At 61.6% G+C, this 21,090-nt stretch carries 15 protein-coding genes; 7 read left to right on the top strand and 8 right to left on the bottom strand.

Translation table 11 applies throughout. The features are described 5' to 3' along the window. Window positions 1-33 precede the first annotated feature (33 nt). From ACKAE7_RS02975 to ACKAE7_RS02955, 5 genes are all read left to right on the top strand, one after another. Window positions 34-1,032: a LacI family DNA-binding transcriptional regulator gene (locus ACKAE7_RS02975; RefSeq protein ID WP_408978486.1), complete on the top strand. Its 999-nt coding sequence runs from the start codon at window positions 34-36 to the stop codon at window positions 1,030-1,032. A gap of 49 nt (window positions 1,033-1,081) precedes the next feature. Beyond that, window positions 1,082-1,375 (top strand): antibiotic biosynthesis monooxygenase, encoded by a 294-nt coding sequence (locus tag ACKAE7_RS02970; protein WP_190613823.1) that lies wholly within the window; start codon window positions 1,082-1,084, stop codon window positions 1,373-1,375. 260 nt (window positions 1,376-1,635) lie between these two features. Further along, the gene (locus tag ACKAE7_RS02965; RefSeq protein ID WP_408978478.1) at window positions 1,636-4,257 is read left to right on the top strand and encodes a GH32 C-terminal domain-containing protein; all 2,622 of its coding nucleotides are present in this window, start codon (window positions 1,636-1,638) and stop codon (window positions 4,255-4,257) included. A gap of 396 nt (window positions 4,258-4,653) precedes the next feature. Continuing rightward, window positions 4,654-5,871: a formaldehyde dehydrogenase, glutathione-independent gene (fdhA, locus tag ACKAE7_RS02960; protein ID WP_408978477.1), complete on the top strand. Its 1,218-nt coding sequence runs from the start codon at window positions 4,654-4,656 to the stop codon at window positions 5,869-5,871. Window positions 5,872-5,969: 98 nt separating this feature from the next. After that, window positions 5,970-6,158, top strand: coding sequence for a hypothetical protein (locus ACKAE7_RS02955; protein ID WP_066279322.1), 189 nt, complete (start codon window positions 5,970-5,972; stop codon window positions 6,156-6,158). 164 nt (window positions 6,159-6,322) lie between these two features. On the opposite strand, the gene ACKAE7_RS02950 is transcribed toward ACKAE7_RS02955, so the two are convergent. Next, entirely contained in the window at window positions 6,323-6,922 is a 600-nt protein-coding gene (locus ACKAE7_RS02950) for an EamA family transporter (RefSeq protein WP_238340817.1), read from the bottom strand. A 332-nt stretch (window positions 6,923-7,254) separates the two neighbouring features. Between ACKAE7_RS02950 and ACKAE7_RS02945 the strand changes: the two genes are divergently transcribed. After that, the gene (locus tag ACKAE7_RS02945; protein ID WP_408978476.1) at window positions 7,255-8,103 is read left to right on the top strand and encodes a LysR family transcriptional regulator; all 849 of its coding nucleotides are present in this window, start codon (window positions 7,255-7,257) and stop codon (window positions 8,101-8,103) included. 279 nt (window positions 8,104-8,382) lie between these two features. Here ACKAE7_RS02945 and metH read toward each other — a convergent pair whose 3' ends face one another. The 5 genes from metH to ACKAE7_RS02920 form a co-directional block, all read right to left on the bottom strand. After that, window positions 8,383-12,024, bottom strand: a complete 3,642-nt coding sequence (gene metH, locus ACKAE7_RS02940; RefSeq protein WP_408978475.1) for a methionine synthase — start codon at window positions 12,022-12,024, stop codon at window positions 8,383-8,385. Window positions 12,025-12,308: 284 nt separating this feature from the next. After that, window positions 12,309-12,551, bottom strand: coding sequence for a hypothetical protein (locus ACKAE7_RS02935; protein ID WP_408978474.1), 243 nt, complete (start codon window positions 12,549-12,551; stop codon window positions 12,309-12,311). A 235-nt stretch (window positions 12,552-12,786) separates the two neighbouring features. Next, window positions 12,787-13,251, bottom strand: a complete 465-nt coding sequence (locus tag ACKAE7_RS02930; protein WP_408978473.1) for a type II toxin-antitoxin system VapC family toxin — start codon at window positions 13,249-13,251, stop codon at window positions 12,787-12,789. A gap of 25 nt (window positions 13,252-13,276) precedes the next feature. Then, on the bottom strand, window positions 13,277-14,041 hold the full coding sequence (locus ACKAE7_RS02925; protein WP_408978472.1) for a hypothetical protein: 765 nt from the start codon (window positions 14,039-14,041) through the stop codon (window positions 13,277-13,279). A gap of 400 nt (window positions 14,042-14,441) precedes the next feature. Continuing rightward, window positions 14,442-15,203, bottom strand: coding sequence for a phospholipase D-like domain-containing protein (locus ACKAE7_RS02920; RefSeq protein WP_408978471.1), 762 nt, complete (start codon window positions 15,201-15,203; stop codon window positions 14,442-14,444). Window positions 15,204-15,506: 303 nt separating this feature from the next. Between ACKAE7_RS02920 and ACKAE7_RS02915 the strand changes: the two genes are divergently transcribed. Continuing rightward, the gene (locus tag ACKAE7_RS02915) at window positions 15,507-17,081 is read left to right on the top strand and encodes a TIGR04141 family sporadically distributed protein (protein WP_408978470.1); all 1,575 of its coding nucleotides are present in this window, start codon (window positions 15,507-15,509) and stop codon (window positions 17,079-17,081) included. Between the two features lie 159 nt (window positions 17,082-17,240). Here the strand turns inward: ACKAE7_RS02915 and ACKAE7_RS02910 are convergent, their stop codons facing one another. Next, window positions 17,241-19,292 (bottom strand): ABC transporter ATP-binding protein, encoded by a 2,052-nt coding sequence (locus ACKAE7_RS02910; RefSeq protein WP_408978469.1) that lies wholly within the window; start codon window positions 19,290-19,292, stop codon window positions 17,241-17,243. After that, entirely contained in the window at window positions 19,289-21,034 is a 1,746-nt protein-coding gene (locus ACKAE7_RS02905) for an ABC transporter ATP-binding protein (protein ID WP_408978468.1), read from the bottom strand. Before ACKAE7_RS02905 ends, ACKAE7_RS02910 begins: the two co-directional genes overlap by 4 nt. Window positions 21,035-21,090: the final 56 nt, after the last annotated feature.

Here is a 21,090-nt window from a genome sequence, read left to right as displayed (position 1 = left end):
TACCAGCCACCTCTGTCCCCGACGCGGCCCACGATGCGCCACGTGGCGGCACTCGCGGGTGTGGGAATCAAAACCGTTTCACGAGTGATCAACGACGAGGCCGGGGTATCCGAGGCCACCCGGCAAAAGGTCCTCGATGCCATCGCACAGCTCAACTACCAGCTGGATGTCACAGCCGGCAGCCTCCGCCGGGCGGGCAGGAGGACTCTCTCGGTTGGCCTCCTGCTGCCCAGCGTCTCCAACCCGTTCAGTGGTGAGATCCACCGGGCCATGGAGGATGCGCTTGGCGCCCGGGGAATAGCCGTATTCGCCGCCAGTCTCGACGATGACCCCCGGCGGGAGCAAGCCATCATCGCAGCTTTCCTGGGCAGGCGGGTCGACGGCCTTGTCCTGACACCGATCGCCAAAAACCAGGCATATATGATCCCGGAGCACTCCAGGAACCTGCCAATGGTCTTTATTGACCGGGAGCCGGTAGGGGTTGAGGCAGATGCTGTGGTCACTGACAACGCAGTAGGCGCGGCCAAGGCAGCCGCACATCTGCTGACGCACGGACACACCAAGTTGGCCTACCTGGGCGACCGCATAGACATCCAGACCGCGCGGGAGCGCCGGCGAGGCTTCCTGGAGGAGGTCGGCAGGGCAGGAATTCCCGCCTCCGCACTACCCGTCATCGATGATCTTCATGATGAGGAAGCAGCGAGGCACGCAGCCCTTGGACTGTTGAGTTCCGAGGATCCTCCGACGGCAATCTTCTCCAGCCAGAACCTCGTCACCTTCGGAACGATGCGTGCGCTGAAGGAGCTTGGCGTACACAAGCGCGTTGCCCTTGTGGGTTTTGACGACTTCACGCTTGCCGACATGATGGAACCCGGGGTTACGGTCATCGCTCAACACCCCGACCGGATCGGCGTCATGTCGGCCGAACGACTTCTGGCCAGAATCGACGGCGACGATCAACCTCCGCGGACCTACATTGTCCCCTCCGAGCTCATCCAAAGGGGCTCCGGCGAAATCCGACCGCCGGCATAACCCCTTCTCAAAAAACTTCGCCTCTGCAAAACCAACCTGAAGAGAGATCATGACCAAAACCTTGTATGCCGAGTTCACCGTCAAAGCCGGCAGTGAGGCCCGCGTTGCCGAAATGATGGTCGAATTGACCCGGCACGTCCGGAAGGAACCAGGCAACGAACTGTTTCTTCCGTACACCCGCGAAGAGAATCCCCGGGAATACTTCGTCTTCGAGGTCTACCGGGATGAAGCCGCGTTCCAAGAGCACATCAACGCCGACTACGGAGCCAGGTTCAATGGGGAACTGGCCCGCCACATTGAAGGTGACGCCTCGGAGCTGACCTGGCTCAATCCGGTCGTATAGCCCACCTGGAAACAGCGGCCATAGGGTAGGCACCACCTTGGGTTTTTGCCTCAGCGGCCGCCGATTTGTACGCCTCAGCCCCCGTCCTGCGGACGCGGGGCTAATCGTCGTCCCCGTGCCCCGCGCCGCCATCTGACTCAAGAAAATCGGCCACAAAATGACCGTTGACTTGTCCGCTAGACATTCTTTACAGTCCAACGCATTGACTGACAACGTTGTCTACTGGCTAGACACGCGCAATGAAGGGCGACACCAGCAACATGAAACAATCCACAATGCGGAGCACGCGCAGCGTCTCAGCACTGACACTGGCAAGCCTCTCCCTCGCCGCAGCACTGGCGGGCGCCATGCCCGCGTCCGCCGCCGAACTCGGGGATGAGCAGCACCGGCCGGCTATCCACTACACGCCGGAAAAGAACTGGATGAACGATCCCAACGGGCTCGTATTCCACAAGGGCATTTACCACATGTACTACCAGCACAACCCCTCCGGGAACACCTGGGGGAACATGTCCTGGGGCCATGCCACGTCCAAGGACCTCGTCCACTGGGAAGAGCAGCCGTTGGCCATCTCCACCGATGCCCAGGAAGATGTCTTCTCCGGCAGCGTGGTCGTGGATAAAAACAACACGTCCGGACTCGGCACCGCGGAAAACCCGCCCCTGATCGCGATCTACACAAGTGCTTACAAGGAACCGTCCCCGTACCGCGGCCTGCAGGCCCAGTCCCTGGCCTACAGCCTGGACGACGGCCAGACATGGACCAAGTACGACGGCAACCCCGTCCTGAACCGCAACTCACCCAACTTCCGTGACCCGAAGGTCTTCTGGTACGACAACCCGGCCGGCGGAGGCTACTGGGTCATGACCGCTGTGGAATCGCAGGAGCACAAGGTTCTCCTCTACAAGTCCGACAACCTCAAGGACTGGACCGCACTGAGCGACTTCGGGCCCGCCAACGCCACCGGCGGGCAGTGGGAATGTCCCGATCTGTTTCCATTAGCTGTTGACGGTGACCCGAACAACGTCAAATGGGTCATGATTGTCAGCATCAACCCCGGCGGCGTCGCTGGAGGCTCCGCCGTCCAGTACTTCGTAGGCAACTTCGACGGCACCACGTTCACCTCCGAAACCACCAAACCAGCCGCTGCCCCACCGGCCGGAACAGTCCTGGCCGGATTCAACGACGGAACTTATAACGGCTGGACGGTGAACAACGAACCGGGCAACTGGAAGAATGGCCCCTTCGGTGACGCCCCAGCAACCGGTTCCCTGCCCAGTCAAAGCCCCGTGACCGGATTCGGCGGCAGCGGATTGATCAACTCTTTCAACGATGGGGACTGGCCCCTCGGTTCCATGGAGTCACCCACGTTCACCGTGACCGACGACTACCTGAACTTCCTCGTGGGCGGAGGCAAACACCCCCACGTCTCCGACAAGCTGGACAACAACCCGCCCGAGGGAGAGCTCAAGTTTGAAGGCTTTGAGGTTCCCGACGGATCTACGCTGGCCGATGCCGGCTGGACCGGCACAGGAGACCTGACCCCTAATTTCCAGCCAGCCACCAGCGGCGGGGACTATTATATTGGCGCCAAACGGATCAACACGTTCGAAACCGGCACGGTGCCCGGTGATGATCGCCAAGGTACCCTGACATCACCCGAGTTCCCTATCACGGAGAACTTCATGAGCATGTTGGTCGGAGGCGGCAACCGTTCGGCGGACTCCGGACAGACCCTGGCCGTCCAGCTGCTCATCAATGGCAACGTGGTCCGCTCCCTCGCCGGCGACAACGGCGGGTTGCTGAACTGGAAAGGCTGGGACGTCTCCGAATTCGCCGGGCAAAACGCCCAGCTGCGTATCGTTGACGAAGCTACCGGCGGGTGGGGACACCTGACCCTTGACCACGTCATGCTCACCGACACCGCCGCTGTTCCCAGGTCCGATGAAGAAACGGTGAACCTGGTAGTCAACGGACAGGTGGTCCGTACGGCCACCGGCAATGACAGTGAATCCCTGGACTGGGCATCATGGGATGTCAAGGAATTCGTTGGCCAGCAGGCACACATCAGGGTTGTCGATAACAACAGGTTCGGCTGGGGACACATACTCGCGGACGAATTCACAGCAAGCCCCACACCAGCGGCGTCCCGCCTGGAGTCCTATGACTGGCTGGATTACGGCCGGGACTACTACGCCACCGTATCCTTCGCCAATATGCCCGACGACAAGCGGATCATGCTGGGCTGGATGAGTAACTGGGACTACGCCAACAACACCCCAACCAACCCTTGGCGCAGCGCCATGGCCCTTCCCCGCGAAGTGAAACTCACCCAAACCCCTGACGGCCCCCGCCTCACCCAAAGCGCCGTGAAGCAAGTCGAAAAACTGGGAGGGAAAGTGACCTACAACGACAAGAAGGGCGGCCCGATTTCAGCAGGCACGCACCCCCTGCCTGCACAGTCGGCAGGCCAGGTGCAGCAGGTGGACATCAGCTTCGCCCCCGGTACCGCAACAAAATCCGGCATTACCGTCCTCGGCGACGGACAGGCGTCCACCGTCATTGGCTACGATGCCTCAACCGGCAAGATTTTCGTTGACCGCACAAACTCGGGCAACACCGCATTCCACCCGGCCTTCGCATCCATCGAGGACGCCCCCGTCACGCTGGACAAGAACGGCAACGTCACCATGCGGATCTACCTCGACCGCTCCTCGGTAGAGGTTTTCGCCCAGAACGGCTTGAAGACCATCACCGACCAGGTATTCCCCAACCCGGGAGCCGACAAGATGGCCCTCTTCGCCGAAGGCGGTACCGCCCAGCTCAAATCACTCACCGTGACACCGCTGGAAAAGGCAATGTTCGTCCCCGAAAAGAAATAACACACCCCACTGTATGACCAGCTCACCTGCGAGCTGGAGCTAAAGGGACTGGGTTCGGTAATACACCGGGCCCAGTCCCTTCAGTATTTCCCGGGCGCACGTGGTGCGAGATGAGCCGCGCATCAATCATGCACCCATCCCGCATGGTTATCTCCAAGATCTTGCGCTTTTATTGCATCTCTTGTGACCCTAGTCTCATCCTTAGAGCCTTCGCTTTCGCAAAGGAAGAGCTGTCCCGTGCCCGTGAAGGGTGCTTCGGTGGCCTGAAACCTGGGGAGGTATCCTCACCGAAGCATCGCTTTCGGGCCATGGGGCAGCGCCTGCAACTTCGCCGGACCAGTGCAAGGCCATCCGAAGGGAAGGCCCTGCACCATACCCCTACCAAAAGGAGTGTCCATGTCAGGAAACAGAGCCGTCGCCTACAAAGAACCCGGTGTCGTCGAAATCATCAACACCGACTACCCGACGTTCGAACTCAAGGATGGTCCTGGCGTCAATCCCGCCAATGTGGGCCGAAAAGTACCCCACGGCGCGATCCTGCGCACGGTGACCACCAATATCTGCGGCTCGGACCAGCACATGGTCAGGGGCCGGACCACCGCCCCCAAGGACCTCGTTCTTGGCCATGAAATCACAGGCGAAGTGGTGGAAGTCGGTCCGGACGTGGAGTTCATCAAGGTGGGAGACATCGTCTCCGTGCCCTTCAACATCTCCTGCGGCCGTTGCCGGAACTGCAAGGAGCGCAAGACGGGCATCTGCCTGAACGTCAACCCGGACCGCCCGGGCAGCGCCTACGGTTATGTGGATATGGGCGGCTGGGTGGGCGGCCAAGCGGAATACGTGCTGGTCCCCTACGCTGACTGGAACCTGCTCAGGTTCCCGGATCGCGATCAGGCCCTGGAAAAGATCATGGACCTGACCATGCTTTCCGATATCTTCCCCACCGGCTTCCACGGCGCCGTCACCGCCGGTGTGGGCGTCGGATCCACCGTCTACATTGCAGGCGCCGGCCCGGTGGGCCTGGCGGCCGCCGTTGGCGCGCAGCTGCTCGGTGCCGCCGTCGTGATTGTCGGTGACATGAACGAAGGCCGCCTGGCTCAGGCCCGCTCCTTCGGCTGCGAAACGGTGAACGTCACCAAGGGCGATCCGAAGGACCAGATCGAGCAGATCCTTGGCGTGCCCGAAGTGGATTGCGGCGTCGACGCCGTAGGGTTCGAAGCCCGCGGCCACGGCAAGGACGCCTCCCACGAGGCCCCGGCCACCGTGCTGAACTCGCTCATGGACATCACCGCTGCAGGCGGGGCTCTTGGCATTCCCGGCCTGTATGTCACCGGTGATCCTGGTGGAATTGACGAGGCAGCAAAGCACGGCTCCCTGTCGCTGTCCCTGGGCACCGGATGGGCAAAGTCCCTGTCCTTCACCACCGGCCAGTGCCCCGTTATGTCGTACAACCGCCAGCTGATGATGGCGATCCTGCACGACAAGGTTCAGATCGCCAAGGCGGTAAACGCGAAAGCGATCCCGCTTGAGGATGCACCGCGCGGTTACGCCGAATTTGACGCCGGTTCGCCAACAAAGTTCGTGCTGAACCCGAACGGATACGTCAAGGCTTAGAACCCCACGTAAGTAGCAACCCACCCGGATGGCACGGGCCTTCCTGGCCCGTGCCGCCGGCGCGCACCCACTCTCCCCGCATCAGCAAAGGTAATCACATGACCCATCGCACCGACCAAGAATCGATTCTCCGCCTTAGCAGCAACGGGAAGGAGCAAGCTGACATCCGGCTCGAAGCAGCGAGTCCGGTGACCGTTCGGCTGCAGCTGGATGGTGGCTGCACCTGCCAGCATGGCACTGAAAACCGCCCCGGTTCGTATGTTGACAGCGACCTCGGCATCCGCTGACAGCGGCTGCACCGGCCATCCGGCATCAGCCCTAAGGCCGGGACCACACAGATAGGCATCTCAGCAACCTTCGCTGCCCAGATGATCATGAACGTCATGCCCATGATGCCCAGCTACAGCCCAGCCTGCAGGTGCTGCTTATCCGCCTGGTCCCGGCTCCCGCTTCAGCGCCGAAGGCGCAGCGCGAACGCGTTAGCACCGACAATGAGGACTATCCCGGCCCATTCCACCGCGCCCAGTTCCTCATTGAGTGCGATGGCTCCGATGGCCGCAGCGAACACAGGATTGATGCTCATGAGGACGCCAAAGATGTGGGCAGGGACGCTGCGCAGCGCTACCAGGTCTGCAATATAGGGCACGACGGATGCCAGGAGTCCGGCGGCGACGGCACAAAGCACCGCTGCGGCGTCGGGTCTTTGGGTAATGAAGATGGTGAGCCCGATGGGGAGGAACAGCGCGGCTGACACTCCGGTTGCGGTGGCGGTTCCCTGGACGCCGGGTATCCGGTTACCTACCGTTCTGTTCAGCAGGATGTACGCGCCCCAGCTCGATGCCGCGATGAGTGCAAGACCGATTCCGGCGTAGTCCGTGGAAGCCTCGGGCTGTGTGATGGCAACAACGCCCGCACCGGCAATGGCAGCACAGGACATGCTGCCTTTACTTCTGGTTGTGGCCAAGGCAACTGCCAGGGGCCCAAGGAATTCCAGCGTCACGGCCAGTCCCAGACCGATCCGCTCGATGGCGGCGTAGAGCGAAAGGTTCATCGTTCCGAAGACAAGCGCGAGCAGTAGTATCGGCCACCATTGGGAAAGCGTGAAATCCCGGACTCTTGGCCGGACCAGCGGCAGGAGTACCGCGGCAGCAACAAGTTGACGAACTGCAACAACACCGACGGGGCCTACTGCCGGAAAGGCCATCGAGCCACTGGCCGCACCCAATTGGTTTGAGAGCGCACTTGCTACGAGCGTGGCGGTTGCCCGCCCCTGGCGCCCTTTCCCTGCTTTATCCATGAATGGATTCTCCGCGACGGCCGCACTCCCCCATAATGCATAAGTGCGCCGACTAATGCAGATCCTGCATGAATAGACTGGTGGCCATGGACTTCGAGATACGCCACCTGAGATCTTTCCTCAGGGTTACAGAGGCTGGGACGTTCACCGACGCAGCCATTGAGCTGGGTATTTCCCAGGCCGCTGTTTCCCGGAACGTCGCTGCTCTTGAACGGGCATTAGGAGTTCGGTTGCTGGTGCGGACCACCCGCAGCGTGGAACTCACTCCCGCGGGAAAGCGCGTGATAGGTCGCGCTCGACATGCCCTCTCCGCGCTGGAAGATCTCCAGCGGGAAGCGTCCTCCTCCAAGAGCACCGTAAGGATCGGATATGCGTGGTCTGCCTTAGGCAGACACACCCCTGAATTCCAACGCCGGTGGACCGCCGCCTTCCCCGACAAAGACCTGCTGCTCATCAGGACAAATACCCCTACGGCAGGGCTGGCTGAAGGAACAACCGATCTTGCAATCCTGCGCCGCACCCCGGAACCAGGAACCCTCGACTTCGTCCTCACTGGATACGAGAAGCGCTACTGCGCAATGGCCATCGAGGACCCCCTGGCAGCCAAACGAACTGTCACACTAGCCCAAGTCAGCGATGCCACTTTGGCCATTGATCCACGGACCGGAAGCACCCGCCTGGACCTCTGGACCGAAGGAAAGCAACCCGTTCAGACGGTAATCACCGACGACGTGGACGACTGGCTTACGGTCATCGGCAGCGGCAAAGCCCGCGGCATAACCGCCGAATCCACCGCCCACCAATACCGAAGGGCCGGCCTGGCCTACCGGCCCGTCCGAGACGCACCGCCAGTCCCCGTCTACCTAGCCTGGTCGAAAACTGACCCGCCCGCACTCCAAACCGAAGCTGCCGAACTTATCCGGAGCCTTTACTAAGGGCTAGAAATTACACACGGGGCAGGGAGCTCCCCCAGATAGGCGACAGCCCAACCTGACGTCAGAATTCACTCAAAAACCGTCAGGTTAGCGTCCAAAACGAGTTTCCTGCAGCCTTTTGAATGACAGCCCTAAATTCCAACCTCACACTTGGCAGCATTACCTCCGCCCCGGCGTGTGGCTCCCACGAGCCTTTCGGGTCCGAATCCTGTCTGGTGCGTAGGTAGAGCCGGCCGCGCCCGGGAGGCGCACTCCATCCAGGCCACGGACCACCCCAACTCACACCTTGAAGTACTTCGCCTCCGGGTGGTGGAACACGAACGCGTCGGTGGACTGTTCGGGGTGCAGCATCAGCTCGTCGCTGAGGACCACGCCCATGCGCTCCGGCTTCAGCAGCTCCGTCACCTTGCGGCGGTCCTCCATGTCCGGGCACGCGGGGTAGCCGAGTGAGAACCGCGCACCGCGGTACTCGAGCTTGAAATACCCTGCCGTGTCCTTGGGCTCCTCGGCCGCGAACCCCAGCTCCTTGCGGATCCGCGCATGCCAGAACTCCGCCAACGCCTCGGTGAGCTGCATGACCAGGCCGTTGAGCTCGTAGTAGTCGCGGTACTGGTTGGCGGCGAACATCTTGGACGTGAACTCCTCGATCTTCGAGCCGGCGGTGACCAGCTGCACCGGCAGCACGTCGATCTGCCCCGATTCGCGGGACTTCACGAAGTCGGCCAGGCACAGGTGCCGGTCCCGGCGCTGGCGCGGGAAGTCGAACCGCAGTCGGTCGGTGCCGATCGGGCCGCCTGAACCGCCATCGGGGGCGAGCAGGCCCGCGGTGCCGAGGACGCCGTCGCGATCCTCCCCGTGGTGCAGCACCACCACCTGCTCCCCCTCGGAAACCACCGGGAAATAGCCGTACGCGACGGACGCATCCAGCATTCCCTCGGCGAGGATGCGGTCCAGCCAGTAGCGCAGGCGCGGCCGGCCCTCGAGCTCCACCAGTTCCTCGTAGGAGGCGCCGTCCTCGCCGCGGCCGGGCTTGAGCCCCCACTGCCCCATGAACGTGGCGCGCTCGTCGAGGAACGCAGCGTAGTCATGGAGCGCGACGCCGCGCACAATGCGCGTGCCCCAGAACGGCGGCGCCGGCACAGGGTTGTCCGTGACGACGTCGGACCGGCCGGGCATTGCCTCCGGCTCGGTCACCGTGAACCTCGCGCCGCCCTTGTGGATGCGCTTCTTCAAAGGCGGCAGGCCGACGTCGTCCGGGGACGCGCCGCGGGCCACCTTCACCAGCGGTTCCATGAGGGCGAGGCCCTCGAAGGCGTCCTTGGCGTACCGGACCACGCCGTCGAACTGCTCGGCCAGGTCCTGCTCAACGTAGGCGCGGGTCAGGGCAGCGCCGCCCAGGATGATAGGCCACTTCTTCGCCAGGCCGCGGGACTGCAGCTCCGCGAGGTTCTCCTTCATCACCACGGTGGACTTCACCAGCAGGCCGGACATGCCGATCACGTCGGCGTTGTGCTCCTCCGCCGCGGCCATGATCTCGGCGATGCCCTGCTTGATGCCGATGTTGATGACCTTGTAGCCGTTGTTGGTGAGGATGATGTCCACCAGGTTCTTGCCGATGTCGTGCACGTCGCCGCGCACGGTGGCGATCACCATGGTGCCTTTGCCGGAGGAATCCGACTTCTCCATGTGCGGCTCGAGCAGGGCCACGGCGTTCTTCATCACCTCGGCGGACTGCAGCACGAACGGCAGCTGCATCTCGCCGGCGCCGAAGCGCTCACCCACCACCTTCATGCCCTCGAGCAGGTGGTCGTTGATGATGCCGAGCGGGGTCATGCCCTCGCTGCGTGCCAGGTCCAGGTCCTCCTCGAGGCCCTTGCCTTCGCCGTCGATGATGCGCCGTTCCAGGCGCGCGCCCGTGGGCAGGGCGGCGAGTTCGGCGGCGCGCTGGTCCTTGAGCGCTGCCGTGTCGACGCCGGCGAACATGTCCAGCATGACGGCCAGGGGGTCGTAGGTGGTGTTGCCGTCGGCGTCGTATTCGCGGCGGTCCCAGACGAGGTCCAGGGCCACCTTGCGCTGTTCCTCCGGCAGGGAGGCGAGCGGCACGATCTTGGCGGCGTCGATGATGCCGCTGGTCAGGCCGGCCTGCGCGGCCTCGTGCAGGAATACGGAGTTCAGGACGACGCGCGCGGCAGGGTTGAGGCCGAAGGACACGTTGGAGACGCCGAGCGTGGTGTTGATGCCGGGGTATTTGGCGGTGATCTGGCGGATGGCCTCGATGGTTTCGATGCCGTCCCGGCGGGTTTCTTCCTGGCCGGTGGCGATGGGGAAGGTCAGGGCGTCCACGATGATGTCCTCGACGCGCATGCCCCATTCGCCCACGAGGGCGTCGACGAGGCGGGAGGCGATGGCCACCTTGCCTTCGGTGGTGCGGGCCTGGCCCTCTTCGTTGATGGTCAGGGCGATCACGGCGGTGCCGTGTTCCTTCACGAGGGGCATGATGCGCGCGAAGCGGCTGTTGGGGCCGTCGCCGTCCTCGTAGTTGACGGAGTTGACCACCGGGCGGCCGCCGATGAGTTCGAGCCCGGCCTGCAGCACGGGCGGTTCCGTGGAGTCGATGACGAGCGGGAGGGTGGAGGCCGACGCGAAACGCGAGACGATCTCCTTGATGTCGGCCACGCCGTCGCGCCCCACGTAGTCGATGCAGACGTCCAGCAGGTGCGCGCCGACGCGGACCTGCTCGCGGGCGATGTCCACGCAGTCGTCCCAGCGTTCTTCGAGCATGGCCTGGCGGAACGCCTTGGAACCGTTGGCGTTGGTGCGCTCACCGATGGCGAGGTAGGCGGAATCCTGGTCGAACGGCACGTGGTGATAGAGGGAGGCGATGCCTGCTTCCCGCTCGGAAGGGGTGCGGGCGGGGCCGTTGTTGCCGGCGCTCGTTTCGCGGGTGCGGAAGGGCGCAAGGCGTTCGACGACGGCGGCCATGTGCTCCGGCGTCGTACCGCAGCAGCCGCCCACGAGGCCCAGGCCGAATTCGCGCACGAACTGTTCGTGGGCGGTGGCGAGTTCGGTGGGTGAGAGTGGGTAGTGCGCGCCGTTGGGGCCGAGGACCGGTAGGCCGGCGTTGGGCATGCAGGCGATGGCGACGGAGGACTGCTTGGAGAGGTGGCGGAGGTGCTCGCTCATCTCGTCCGGCCCGGTGGCGCAGTTCAGGCCGATGGCGTCGACGCCGAGCGGTTCCAGGGCGGTGAGCGCGGCCCCGATTTCGGAGCCCATGAGCATGGTTCCGGTGGTTTCGACCGTCACCTCGACGAAGATGGGGAGCCGGATGCCGCGGGACACGATGGCCTGCTTGCAGCCGTTGACGGCGGCTTTGGTCTGCAGGAGGTCCTGGCTGGTTTCGATGAGGAAGGCGTCCGCGCCGCCGTCGATGAGGCCCTCGGCCTGCAGGGCGAAGGTCTGCTTGAGGTAGTCGTAGCTGGTGTGGCCGAGGCTGGGGAGCTTGGTACCCGGGCCCATGGAGCCGAGGACCCAGCGCATCCGGCCGTCTGCTTTTTCTGCCGCTTCGGCGCGTTCGCGGGCGATCTGTGCACCCTTACGGGCGAGCTCTTCGATCCGGTCGTCGATGCCGTAGTCGGACAGGTTGGACCAGTTGGCGCCGAAGGTGTTGGTTTCGACGGCGTCGATGCCAGTGGCGAAGTACGCGTCGTGGATGTCCGCGAGGACATCCGGGCGGGTGTCGTTAAGGATCTCGTTGCAGCCCTCGAGTCCCTGGAAGTCGTCCTCCAGCGACAGGTCCCGACCCTGCAGCATGGTGCCCATCGCGCCGTCGGCAATGACCACCCGGTGGTTCACTGCATCCAGCAGCTCCTGCGCACGGGCAGGGCGGGGCACGGACTCAATATCAAGCGCAAAACGAGGCATCTAAACAGGTTACGTGCGAGGGCCGGAACGTTGCGCTGTGTGTCCGTGTACTACGACGGGATTGGAAGCCAACAACACCGCGATCAAGCACATCAAGCGGACTGGCCGGATTCACATGAACATCCCTCACGGCAGGACACTCACTAAGAACCGTTAAGAGATGCAAGCCCATTTATCCCCAAGTTGAATAAGAGTGCTCTGACAACAACCTAGGAAATGAGAGTAAAGAAGCCTGTCAGCTGTGATGACTCGCTGGCTTCTTTTGAGGGTTCTACAGCCCAGTGCTAGCTGGTTTCCGCGTCGTGCCGTAAGACTTCAATTTCGGTGCGCAGCCTCAGAACTTCCTCTTGCAGGTCCACAATCGCGTAGGCGAGCTTTCCAGTTACTTCTTTGTAGTCATTAGCCTGAAGGTCGATCTTCAGCGTGTTCAGGGCAGCATCGCGGCCCAGAACTTCATGGGCAGATGTAGCAATCGAGGCAAGAAACGACTTTCCCATCGATTTCAGCCTGTCACTCCGGTCGCTCACGTACGCCTTCTTTCTATAGTTTCGAAAACACCCCGACATCATGTTAGTGAAGCACGTACTTGTAGGCGGACTCTGTCATGGCCACTGCCCAGCACCACGTCATGGTTAAGTTCGATCCCGGAAAAGGAGCGACAGGCAGCCATTCTTCGGTAGCACTCCGAGTACCCTGATGGTTTCAAAGCGTTGATGGCCCGCATTGAGGCCGAGGCTCCGGACAGGCCTGAAGACGCAGTCTCTAGGATGCGGCGCTAAACAGGTCCAACTGCCCCTCATCACCAGGTGAAGGCGGTTCCGTTATCTCGAAGTCGTACACGCCATTCAGTTTGAGTAGGTCGGAATCCCACGTATAAAGGACCTCGACCTTAGCCTGCATGGCGCTAGCCAAGATCAAGGCGTCTCCACCCCGAAGTTGTTTGGTAATAGCGATGTCTGCCGCTTTGGCGGCAATGCGGCCGTCGATCTCCACAATCATGAAACCCGCATTACTGATCCATTCCCGCGTACGGGCGACTCGGTGCTTCCTGTCGATAGGCGGTAGATGCGATCCCCGTATCTTGCCATTCCCGGCCACTTCAGGAATCAAGTAGGCGGATAGGGCTAGCCGATACCTTCCCTGGATTGCAGCCTCAAGCACCTGCCTACTCCGAGGCAACCAAGAAGCGTCGTCCAGGCCGCCATTAGTGAGGACGTTCAGCAACACGCATGTGTCGATAGCCCTCCGTGGTTCAGTCCTCGTCACGCTGTTTCCTCACCCATTCGACGGAACCGATGCCATTCGTCCAATCCGTTCCAAGCAGCCCAGCAATTTCGTCCACGGAAACAGGACGACTAACCGTCTCGACAGTTTCAAAATCTTCCAAAGACAGCGAGACTTTCCGTCCAGTATGGTCCCGCCGTAGTTCACCCCACGCCAATACTTGTTTGCCTATGGCCTCAACCACTCGGGCTTCCATGTGGGATGAGAACGTGACCTTAACTGACTTGCCTGTGCTCTCATCAACGAGACCAAAATTCTTCCTGCCGCTGCGGCTGAGGTAGCGGTCAATCTTTCCAGCTACCGATCCCAGTGACTTGTTTGGCGCTTTCAGAGCACGTGACGCGTTAGCCACTATTTCTCCGTCTAAGCGAATAGGCTCACCTGCCGCACCGACAGTCAATTCAACGCCCTCAACACCTGCGAACTTGCTTAGGCCACCCGCCTGAACGACGGCCTCAAGCATGGCATCGCCCCACGATGCGGGAGTAGACGAAATGGTTTCGAGATGGCGCAAACCCTCGGTAATTTCAGCAAAGACAGCCCGCCAATCCAGGTCTTCATCAGGACGAACCTCAACGAGAGCACTAGACACCTTCATGTCGGCAATCAGCCAATGCGAGTCTGTTGCGCCATGGAGTAGATCTATTAGGCCGCCCAACGACCTGTGTAGGGCACGGACGTCAATGGAGTTGGGTGCACCCAAAATTTTGAGCCTCACCTCATTGTTCTCCACGCCCTGCCCCTTCCCCGGTATCCACATGCTACACACATCCATTGAGTCTCTCTGGGTGCCGCTCCCAGATGGAACGCCCAGTCCGCGCTTGGGCACGACCGGAAGTTGTGTTTGCCGAAATCGCCCGGCCTGAAAGGACCATTCAGGACAGCGGACCAACCGTAGGGCGTATCGCTCCAGCCGTAGCGGCGACGGGCGGGGTGGGCTTCGTTAGGCTCGCCGTGGCTGACGCCTTGCCAATGAATAGTACGGTCACCCCGCTCCACCGATCCGACTTCCATCACCATGATGAGGTTGGCGTCGAGGACGAGGTTCCGTCTGCGATCGCGAAGCCCGGTAGGTCGGACTCCAGCGCACTGTTCAACTCTGCCCGAAACAGTGCACTAACAACGGATTCGCTTTAGGTGCCCAGACGCCACTCTGGCATTACCCAATTAGATGTCCAGTCGAGAGGCTCACCTAGTGATGCAACTCGACTGAACTCCTCCAAGTAGGACTGAGCTACTTCGGCACTCTCGATCTCGACCGCATTTTCGAAGGAAGCCCCCGCGTTCTTGCTGAAGTTGAAGGAGCCTGTCCAGACGGCCTCAGGATGGAGAATTACCCGATCGGCAGACTTGCCCAACGCACCGAAGTCCGTGCCCTCAACCGTCTCTTGGCGGAGTCGGACCAGAAATTTGTGGTGCATTCTCGGGGTGGCGGACTTTTGCTCGGAGTTATGCGTGCCAACACACCGCACAGCGTCAATACCGGACAGGGAGTTAGTTGTCATGTCCGCGAGCGGCGCGGGGAAATCGTAGCGCATCCACTCGTTGTGCAATGCCGCGTATTTAGTTCGAATACGAGCTTTCCAGCCTTGCTTTATTCCCAGGTCGGGGCGAAGGAAATCCTCCTTTTGAACAATTATGGCTGTCTCAATGTTCGCGAGCTGGTCCAGAATTGTGAAGTCGGTCATCCAGGCGACGCAGCCCACCACAGCTTCTGAGGCGCCAATAAAATTTAGTAGCGCAGAATGCACGTCGCCAAAATGCGACGTGATGGACGCTCCAGTTGTACTGACTCCCCGACGTCCGTGGGTCCACACGTAGTCAGTCGGGTCATAGTCCGCTGGTGGACGCATTTCGTTCAAGGGTTGATTGCCCTGAGCGGCAGAATTAGACATGTCATGAGTATCAGTGAACGAAGCGCTGAAAGCACTACTTCAGCCGCTCGGAAAATCAGTCACATCGGAGCTCCACGAGTTGGTTCCCTGCAGTCTCAGCGTCTGAGGCACGCTTCAGTAGGGCAGTACGCGCCGGCATAACAGCCGTCTCGGTCCGCATGACGATGACCTCACCACTTCCACGGTTCTCCCACTTCTCGTTTTGACCCGCATTGCCAAGGACCCGATGTTCAGCCTTAGACTCTCTGTGAGCCAGGGGTCGACGCGACTACGGCCTGCAATCAAACCTTCATTGGGGATATTTTGAAAATTTCTGTTTACCTCTACCGCAAAGAAGCGGACAGTTTCGGGCAGTTGCTGAAGGTCGTGCCTGAGGGCCTGTCCGGTCCCGCCGAATTAAGTCCGAAGACCAAACTCAACGTTCCCTTTCAAGCCTGGTCTGTGGCCGGCCGAGAAAAAGCCCCCTCGTGGGCTGAGACCGCAGCGGAACTTGTTGATACATCATCGTTTATTAACGTATCGAACAGCCTCGTGCTACTTTTCGAAGTAAAGACGCGGTTCTTCGCAGTCTGCTTCGGACATGGACATTCCATTCTCAACGCGGAACTTTTGGAACCCGAGTTCGGCTTGCGAACAACCGTCAACGCCGTTGACCCCTATAAACTTGCAGCGATGCAAGTTAGAACGTTGAACGAAAACAGTAGACAACAACGTAGCCAGACATCAAATCAAGCAAGCATTGCCGATCTAGATCTCGACGTTGAACGAGAAATGATACGTTTCGTTCGAGGAAAAGTTGGAGACAGCAAGTCTCTGGTCAACAGCTTGGGTGGCTCTCAGGCTGCTTCCCTCACCACCAAGGCTGGACTTAAGGACATTCCTACGATTCTTGCGTGGTTATTGGCATCATTTGAGTCAGATGCGTATAAGACGAGCTTCCCATACCTTGATAACTTTGTTCCACTCAAAAAGAATGATGCTGCTATTAAGCCCCTGGTAGGGCTCCTTAACGCTGCGATCAAGAATCCGGCAGGTCAGCGTATTGGCGTCGCTTCGCCGGATGATATTTTTGGAGAGGAACCTGATTATTATCAAATCTCCGGCGACAGAAAGCGCCGAGACCATCTCGAGGACCTTACGTTAACGGATGTTCTCAACCAAATATCAGAATCGTCTAAAGCGAATCCCCTGGAGGATCTCAAGATAACTCCGTTTAACTCAGGCGGCGATCCCATAAGAACCGCGCGAAAATTGCGGGACTACTTCGTCTTTGAAGTCATTGACAATAAAGAGACATACGTTTTTTGTCTAGGCCAATGGTTCCGTATCGACAAGGACTACGTAAAGAAGATAAACAATCAAGTTCGCGCGATTCTGGATGTGACCAGTCAAGTAGGCCTTCCGATCTGGGGGAAGAGTGCAGACGGCAAGGAACTCGGCGAGGGAGACTACAACGAGACCACAGCCAAAAAGTTTCAGTGGTTGCTGCTCGATAAGAAGAATTTTCCGATCGGCGGCGCATATCAAAAGGTCGAGATCGCGGACATGATTACTGACCAAGGTGACTTCCTATGCGTTAAACGGATGGAGTCATCTGCCACACTGTCGCACCTATTTAGTCAAGCCGCCGTTTCCGCCGAGCTATACGGCGAAGACGCCGCAGGCTACCGAGCCCACGTCAGCAAGAAATTCAATGGGCAATTCAAATCCTCCACCCTGCCGACCAATCCTCGCATGGTATTGGCAATTGCCACGGAAAAGCCTGGCCCGCTTGCGGATGTCCTTTTCTTCTTTAGCAAAGTGAACTTGGTCCAGCGCAAGCGGAGCATCGAACGTTCTGGATTCACCCTAGCGCTGGCCAAGATCGAAAAGAAATGACAATTTGAGGCAAACGGTGACCTTTGCTTCGATGTGTTTTTCGTCATTGCTGGCAATCGTTTACTGCAGCGCAGACTAGGCTTTGGTGGCAAGCAATGGTCCTAACGTCTTGGAATCCGTCGGCTCGCGGCTCTTGCGAAAAATCTGTGCACACAACTTCTAAACCTCCGCCGCAGGCGCCGCGAACTGGGCCTCGTACAGCCGCGCATAAGCCCCGCCCGCGGCCAGCAGTGAAGCGTGCGTGCCCTGCTCCACGATCTGGCCGGCCTCCATCACCAGGATGAGGTCGGCGTCGCGGATGGTGGACAGTCGGTGCGCGATCACGAAGGAAGTCCGGTCGCTCCTCAAAGCACTCATCGCCTTCTGCACCAGCACTTCAGTCCGGGTGTCCACGGAAGAAGTCGCCTCGTCCAGGATCAGCACCGAAGGCCGCGCCAGGAACGCCCGCGCAATCGTCAGCAGCTGCTTCTCCCCCGCGGACACATTCGAGCCCTCGTCCTCCAAAAGCGTGTCGTACCCGTCAGGCAGCGACCGCACGAACCGGTCCACATACGTCGCCCGCGCCGCCTCCAAAATCTCAGCTTCAGATGCCCCAGGCCGCCCGTACGCAATGTTGTCCCGTATCGATCCGGCAAACAGCCACGTATCCTGCAGCACCATCCCCATCCGCGAGCGCAGCTCGCGCCGCGGCACCGAGGTGACGTCCACGCCGTCGAGCGTTATCTTCCCCGCATCAATCTCGTAGAACCGCATCATCAGGTTCACCAGCGTGGTCTTTCCGGCCCCGGTGGGCCCCACAATCGCCACCGTCTGCCCAGGCTCCGCCACCAACGACAGCGAAGAGATCAGCGGCTGGTCCGGCGAGTACGAGAACGAGACGTCCGAGAACACCAGCCGCCCCCGCCCGAACACAGGCGAAGCAGAAGGCGCCGGCTCCTCCGATTCCTCAGACTCATCCAACAGCGAGAACACCCGCTCCGCCGACGCAACCCCGGACTGCAGCACGTTGGCCATGGACCCCAGCTGCGCCAGCGGCATGGTGAACTGCCGCGAGTACTGGATAAACGCCTGCACGTCGCCCAGCTGCATCGCCCCGGACGCCACTTGCAGCCCGCCCACCACGGCGATTCCCACGTACACCAGGTTCCCGATGAACGTCATGGCCGGCATGATCAGCCCGGAAATGAACTGGGCGCCAAAACTCGCCTCATACAGCTCCGCGTTCTTCTGCCGGAACCGCTCTCCCACCTCCTGCTGCCGGCCGAACACCTTCACCAGCGCATGCCCGGTGTACGTCTCCTCGATCTGCCCGTTCAGCTCCCCCGTGTGCTTCCACTGCGCCACAAACAGCTTCTGCGAGCGCTTGGCAATCAGCGCAGTGATCCCCAGCGTCAGCGGAATGGTCACCAGCGCGATCAGCGCCAGGGTGGGCGACAGGATAAACATCATCACCAGAACGCCCACCACGGTCAGCACCGACGTAACCGCCTGGCTGATGGTCTGCTGCAGGCTCTGCGAAATGTTATCCACGTCGTTCGTCACCCGGCTGAGCAGCTCGCCGCGCTGGATCGAGTCGAAGTACCGCAGTGGCAGCCGATTGATCTTCGCCTCGATCCGCTCCCGCAGCCCGAACACCGTCCGCTGCACCACCCCGTTCAGCACATACGCCTGCACCCACATAAACGCCGACGACAGCACATACAGCACCAGCGCCCACGTCAGCACACTTCCCAGCGCCGCGAAGTCGATCCCCTGCCCCGGCACCAGGTCCATAGCACTGAGCATGTCCGCGCGCTGCCCCTCCCCGGACGCCCGCAGCTGCGCAATCACCTGCTCCTTGCTCACCCCCGCCTGCAGCTCCCGGGACACCACGCCGGCGAAGATCAGGTTGGTGCCCTCCCCCAGCAGCCGCGGCCCGATCACGGACAGCGCCACCCCGGCCACCGCCGTCACGAACACCAGCAGCAGCCACGCCCGCTCCGGCCGCAGCGTCCCCATCAGCCGCTTGGCGGACGGCCAGAAGTTCATCGCCTTCTCCGCCGGGACGTTCATCCCCGCGAACGGCCCGCCGCGTCCGGGTCCGCCCACCGGACGGGGGATGCGTACGACGTCGGCGCTTGCCGTTTTGGCCGCGGGTGCGGTTCCGGAGCTGGTCCCTGGAGCGCCGCTTCCGGAAGAGGCGGACGACGGCGGACGGTGCGGCGCGCTCATACCGTCTCCTCCGCTGCCAGCTGGGAGGAGACGATCTCGCGGTACGTCCCGGACGTCTCCAGCAGCTCGCGGTGCGTCCCGCGCCCCACGATCCTGCCGTCGTCGAGCACCAGGATCTGGTCCGCGTCCACGATGCTGGAAACGCGCTGGGCGATGATCACCAGTGTGGCACCGGCGGTGCTGCGCTTGAGGGCCTGCCGGAGCCGGGCGTCGGTGCCGGTGTCCAGCGAGGAGAACGAGTCGTCAAAGATGTACAGCTCAGGGCGCTTCACCAGGGCCCGGGCGATGGCGAGGCGCTGCCGCTGCCCGCCGGAGACGTTGGTGCCGCCCTGGCTGATGGGCGCGTCCAGCCCGCCCTCCATCCGCTCCACAAAGTCGCGGGCCTGGGCAATGTCCAGAGCGGTCCACAGCTCATCCTCGGTGGCGTCCGGCTTGCCGTACTGCAGGTTGCTGCGCACGGTGCCGCTGAACAGGTAGGGCCGCTGCGGGACCAGGCCGATGTGCCCCCAGAGCAGGTCCGGGTGCAGCTCGCGGACGTCCACGCCGTCCATCCGGACCGAGCCTTCCGTGGCGTCGAACAGCCGGGGCATGAGGTTCACCAGGGTGGTTTTGCCGGCGCCGGTGCTGCCGATGATCGCCGTCGTCTGCCCTGCTTTGGCGGTGAAGCTGATCCCGGTGAGGACGGGCTGGTCGGCACCCGGGTAGGCGAATCCGACGTCGCGCATTTCCAGCTCACCGCGGCGGCCGTCCTGTGCCGCCGTCGAACTGACGGGATGAAGCGGCGGCCGGACGCTCGACTCCGTCCCCAGCACCTCCCCGATCCGGTCCCCGGACACCGCGGCGCGCGGGATCATCACGGCCATGAACGTGGCCATCATGACGGACATCAGGATCTGCAGCAGATAGCTCAGGAACGCGATGAGCGTGCCCACCTGCATGGATCCGTCCTGGATGCGGAACGAGCCGAACCAGATCACGGCCACGGACGAGACGTTCAGGACCAGCATCACCACCGGGAAGGCGAGCGCCATGAGCCGGCCGGCGCGCAGGGCGGTGTCCGTGACATCCGCGTTGGCGCGGGCGAAGCGTTCCGTCTCGATGTCCTCGCGGACAAAGGCCCGGACCACGCGGATGCCGGTGAGCTGCTCGCGGAGCACGCGGTTCACGGTGTCGATCCGCTTCTGCATCTTTCGGAACAACGGCACCATCCGGACGGTGATCAGGCCGACGGCGACCAGCAGCACCGGGACCGCGACGGCGATCAGCCAGGACAGCTGCGCGTCCTGCCGCACCGCCATGATCACCCCGCCGATGCTCAGCATGGGCGCGGTGACCAGCATGGTGGCGGACATGAGCACCAGCTGCTGGACCTGCTGGACGTCATTGGTGGACCTGGTGATGAGGCTGGGGGCGCCGAACTTGGTGACCTCCTGCTCGGAGAACTCCCCCACCCTTGTGAAGATGGCGTCCCGAAGGTCCCGGCCCACGCCCATCGCCGCCTTCGCCGCGAAGTACACCGCGATCACCGCGCAGACGATCTGCAACAGGGTGATCCCCAGCATCACCCCGCCCAGGCTGAGGATGTAGCCAATGTTGCCCTTGGCCACGCCCTCGTCGATGATGTCCGCGTTGAGGGTGGGCAGGTACAGGGACGCGATGGACTGCGCGAGCTGGAAAACCACGACGGCGGCCAGCAGCTTGCGGTGCGGCCGCAGGTATTCAACAAGCAGCTTCCAGAGCATAGGCGGCTCCTGACACAGTGTCCACAAGGTGTGGTGCGAAGGTCAGTTTACGTCCG

The sequence above is a fragment of the Pseudarthrobacter sp. NKDBFgelt genome (assembly GCF_046097905.1).
Classification (GTDB): Bacteria; Actinomycetota; Actinomycetes; order Actinomycetales; family Micrococcaceae; genus Arthrobacter; species Arthrobacter polychromogenes.
This window is presented reverse-complemented; position numbering and strand designations above follow the sequence as displayed.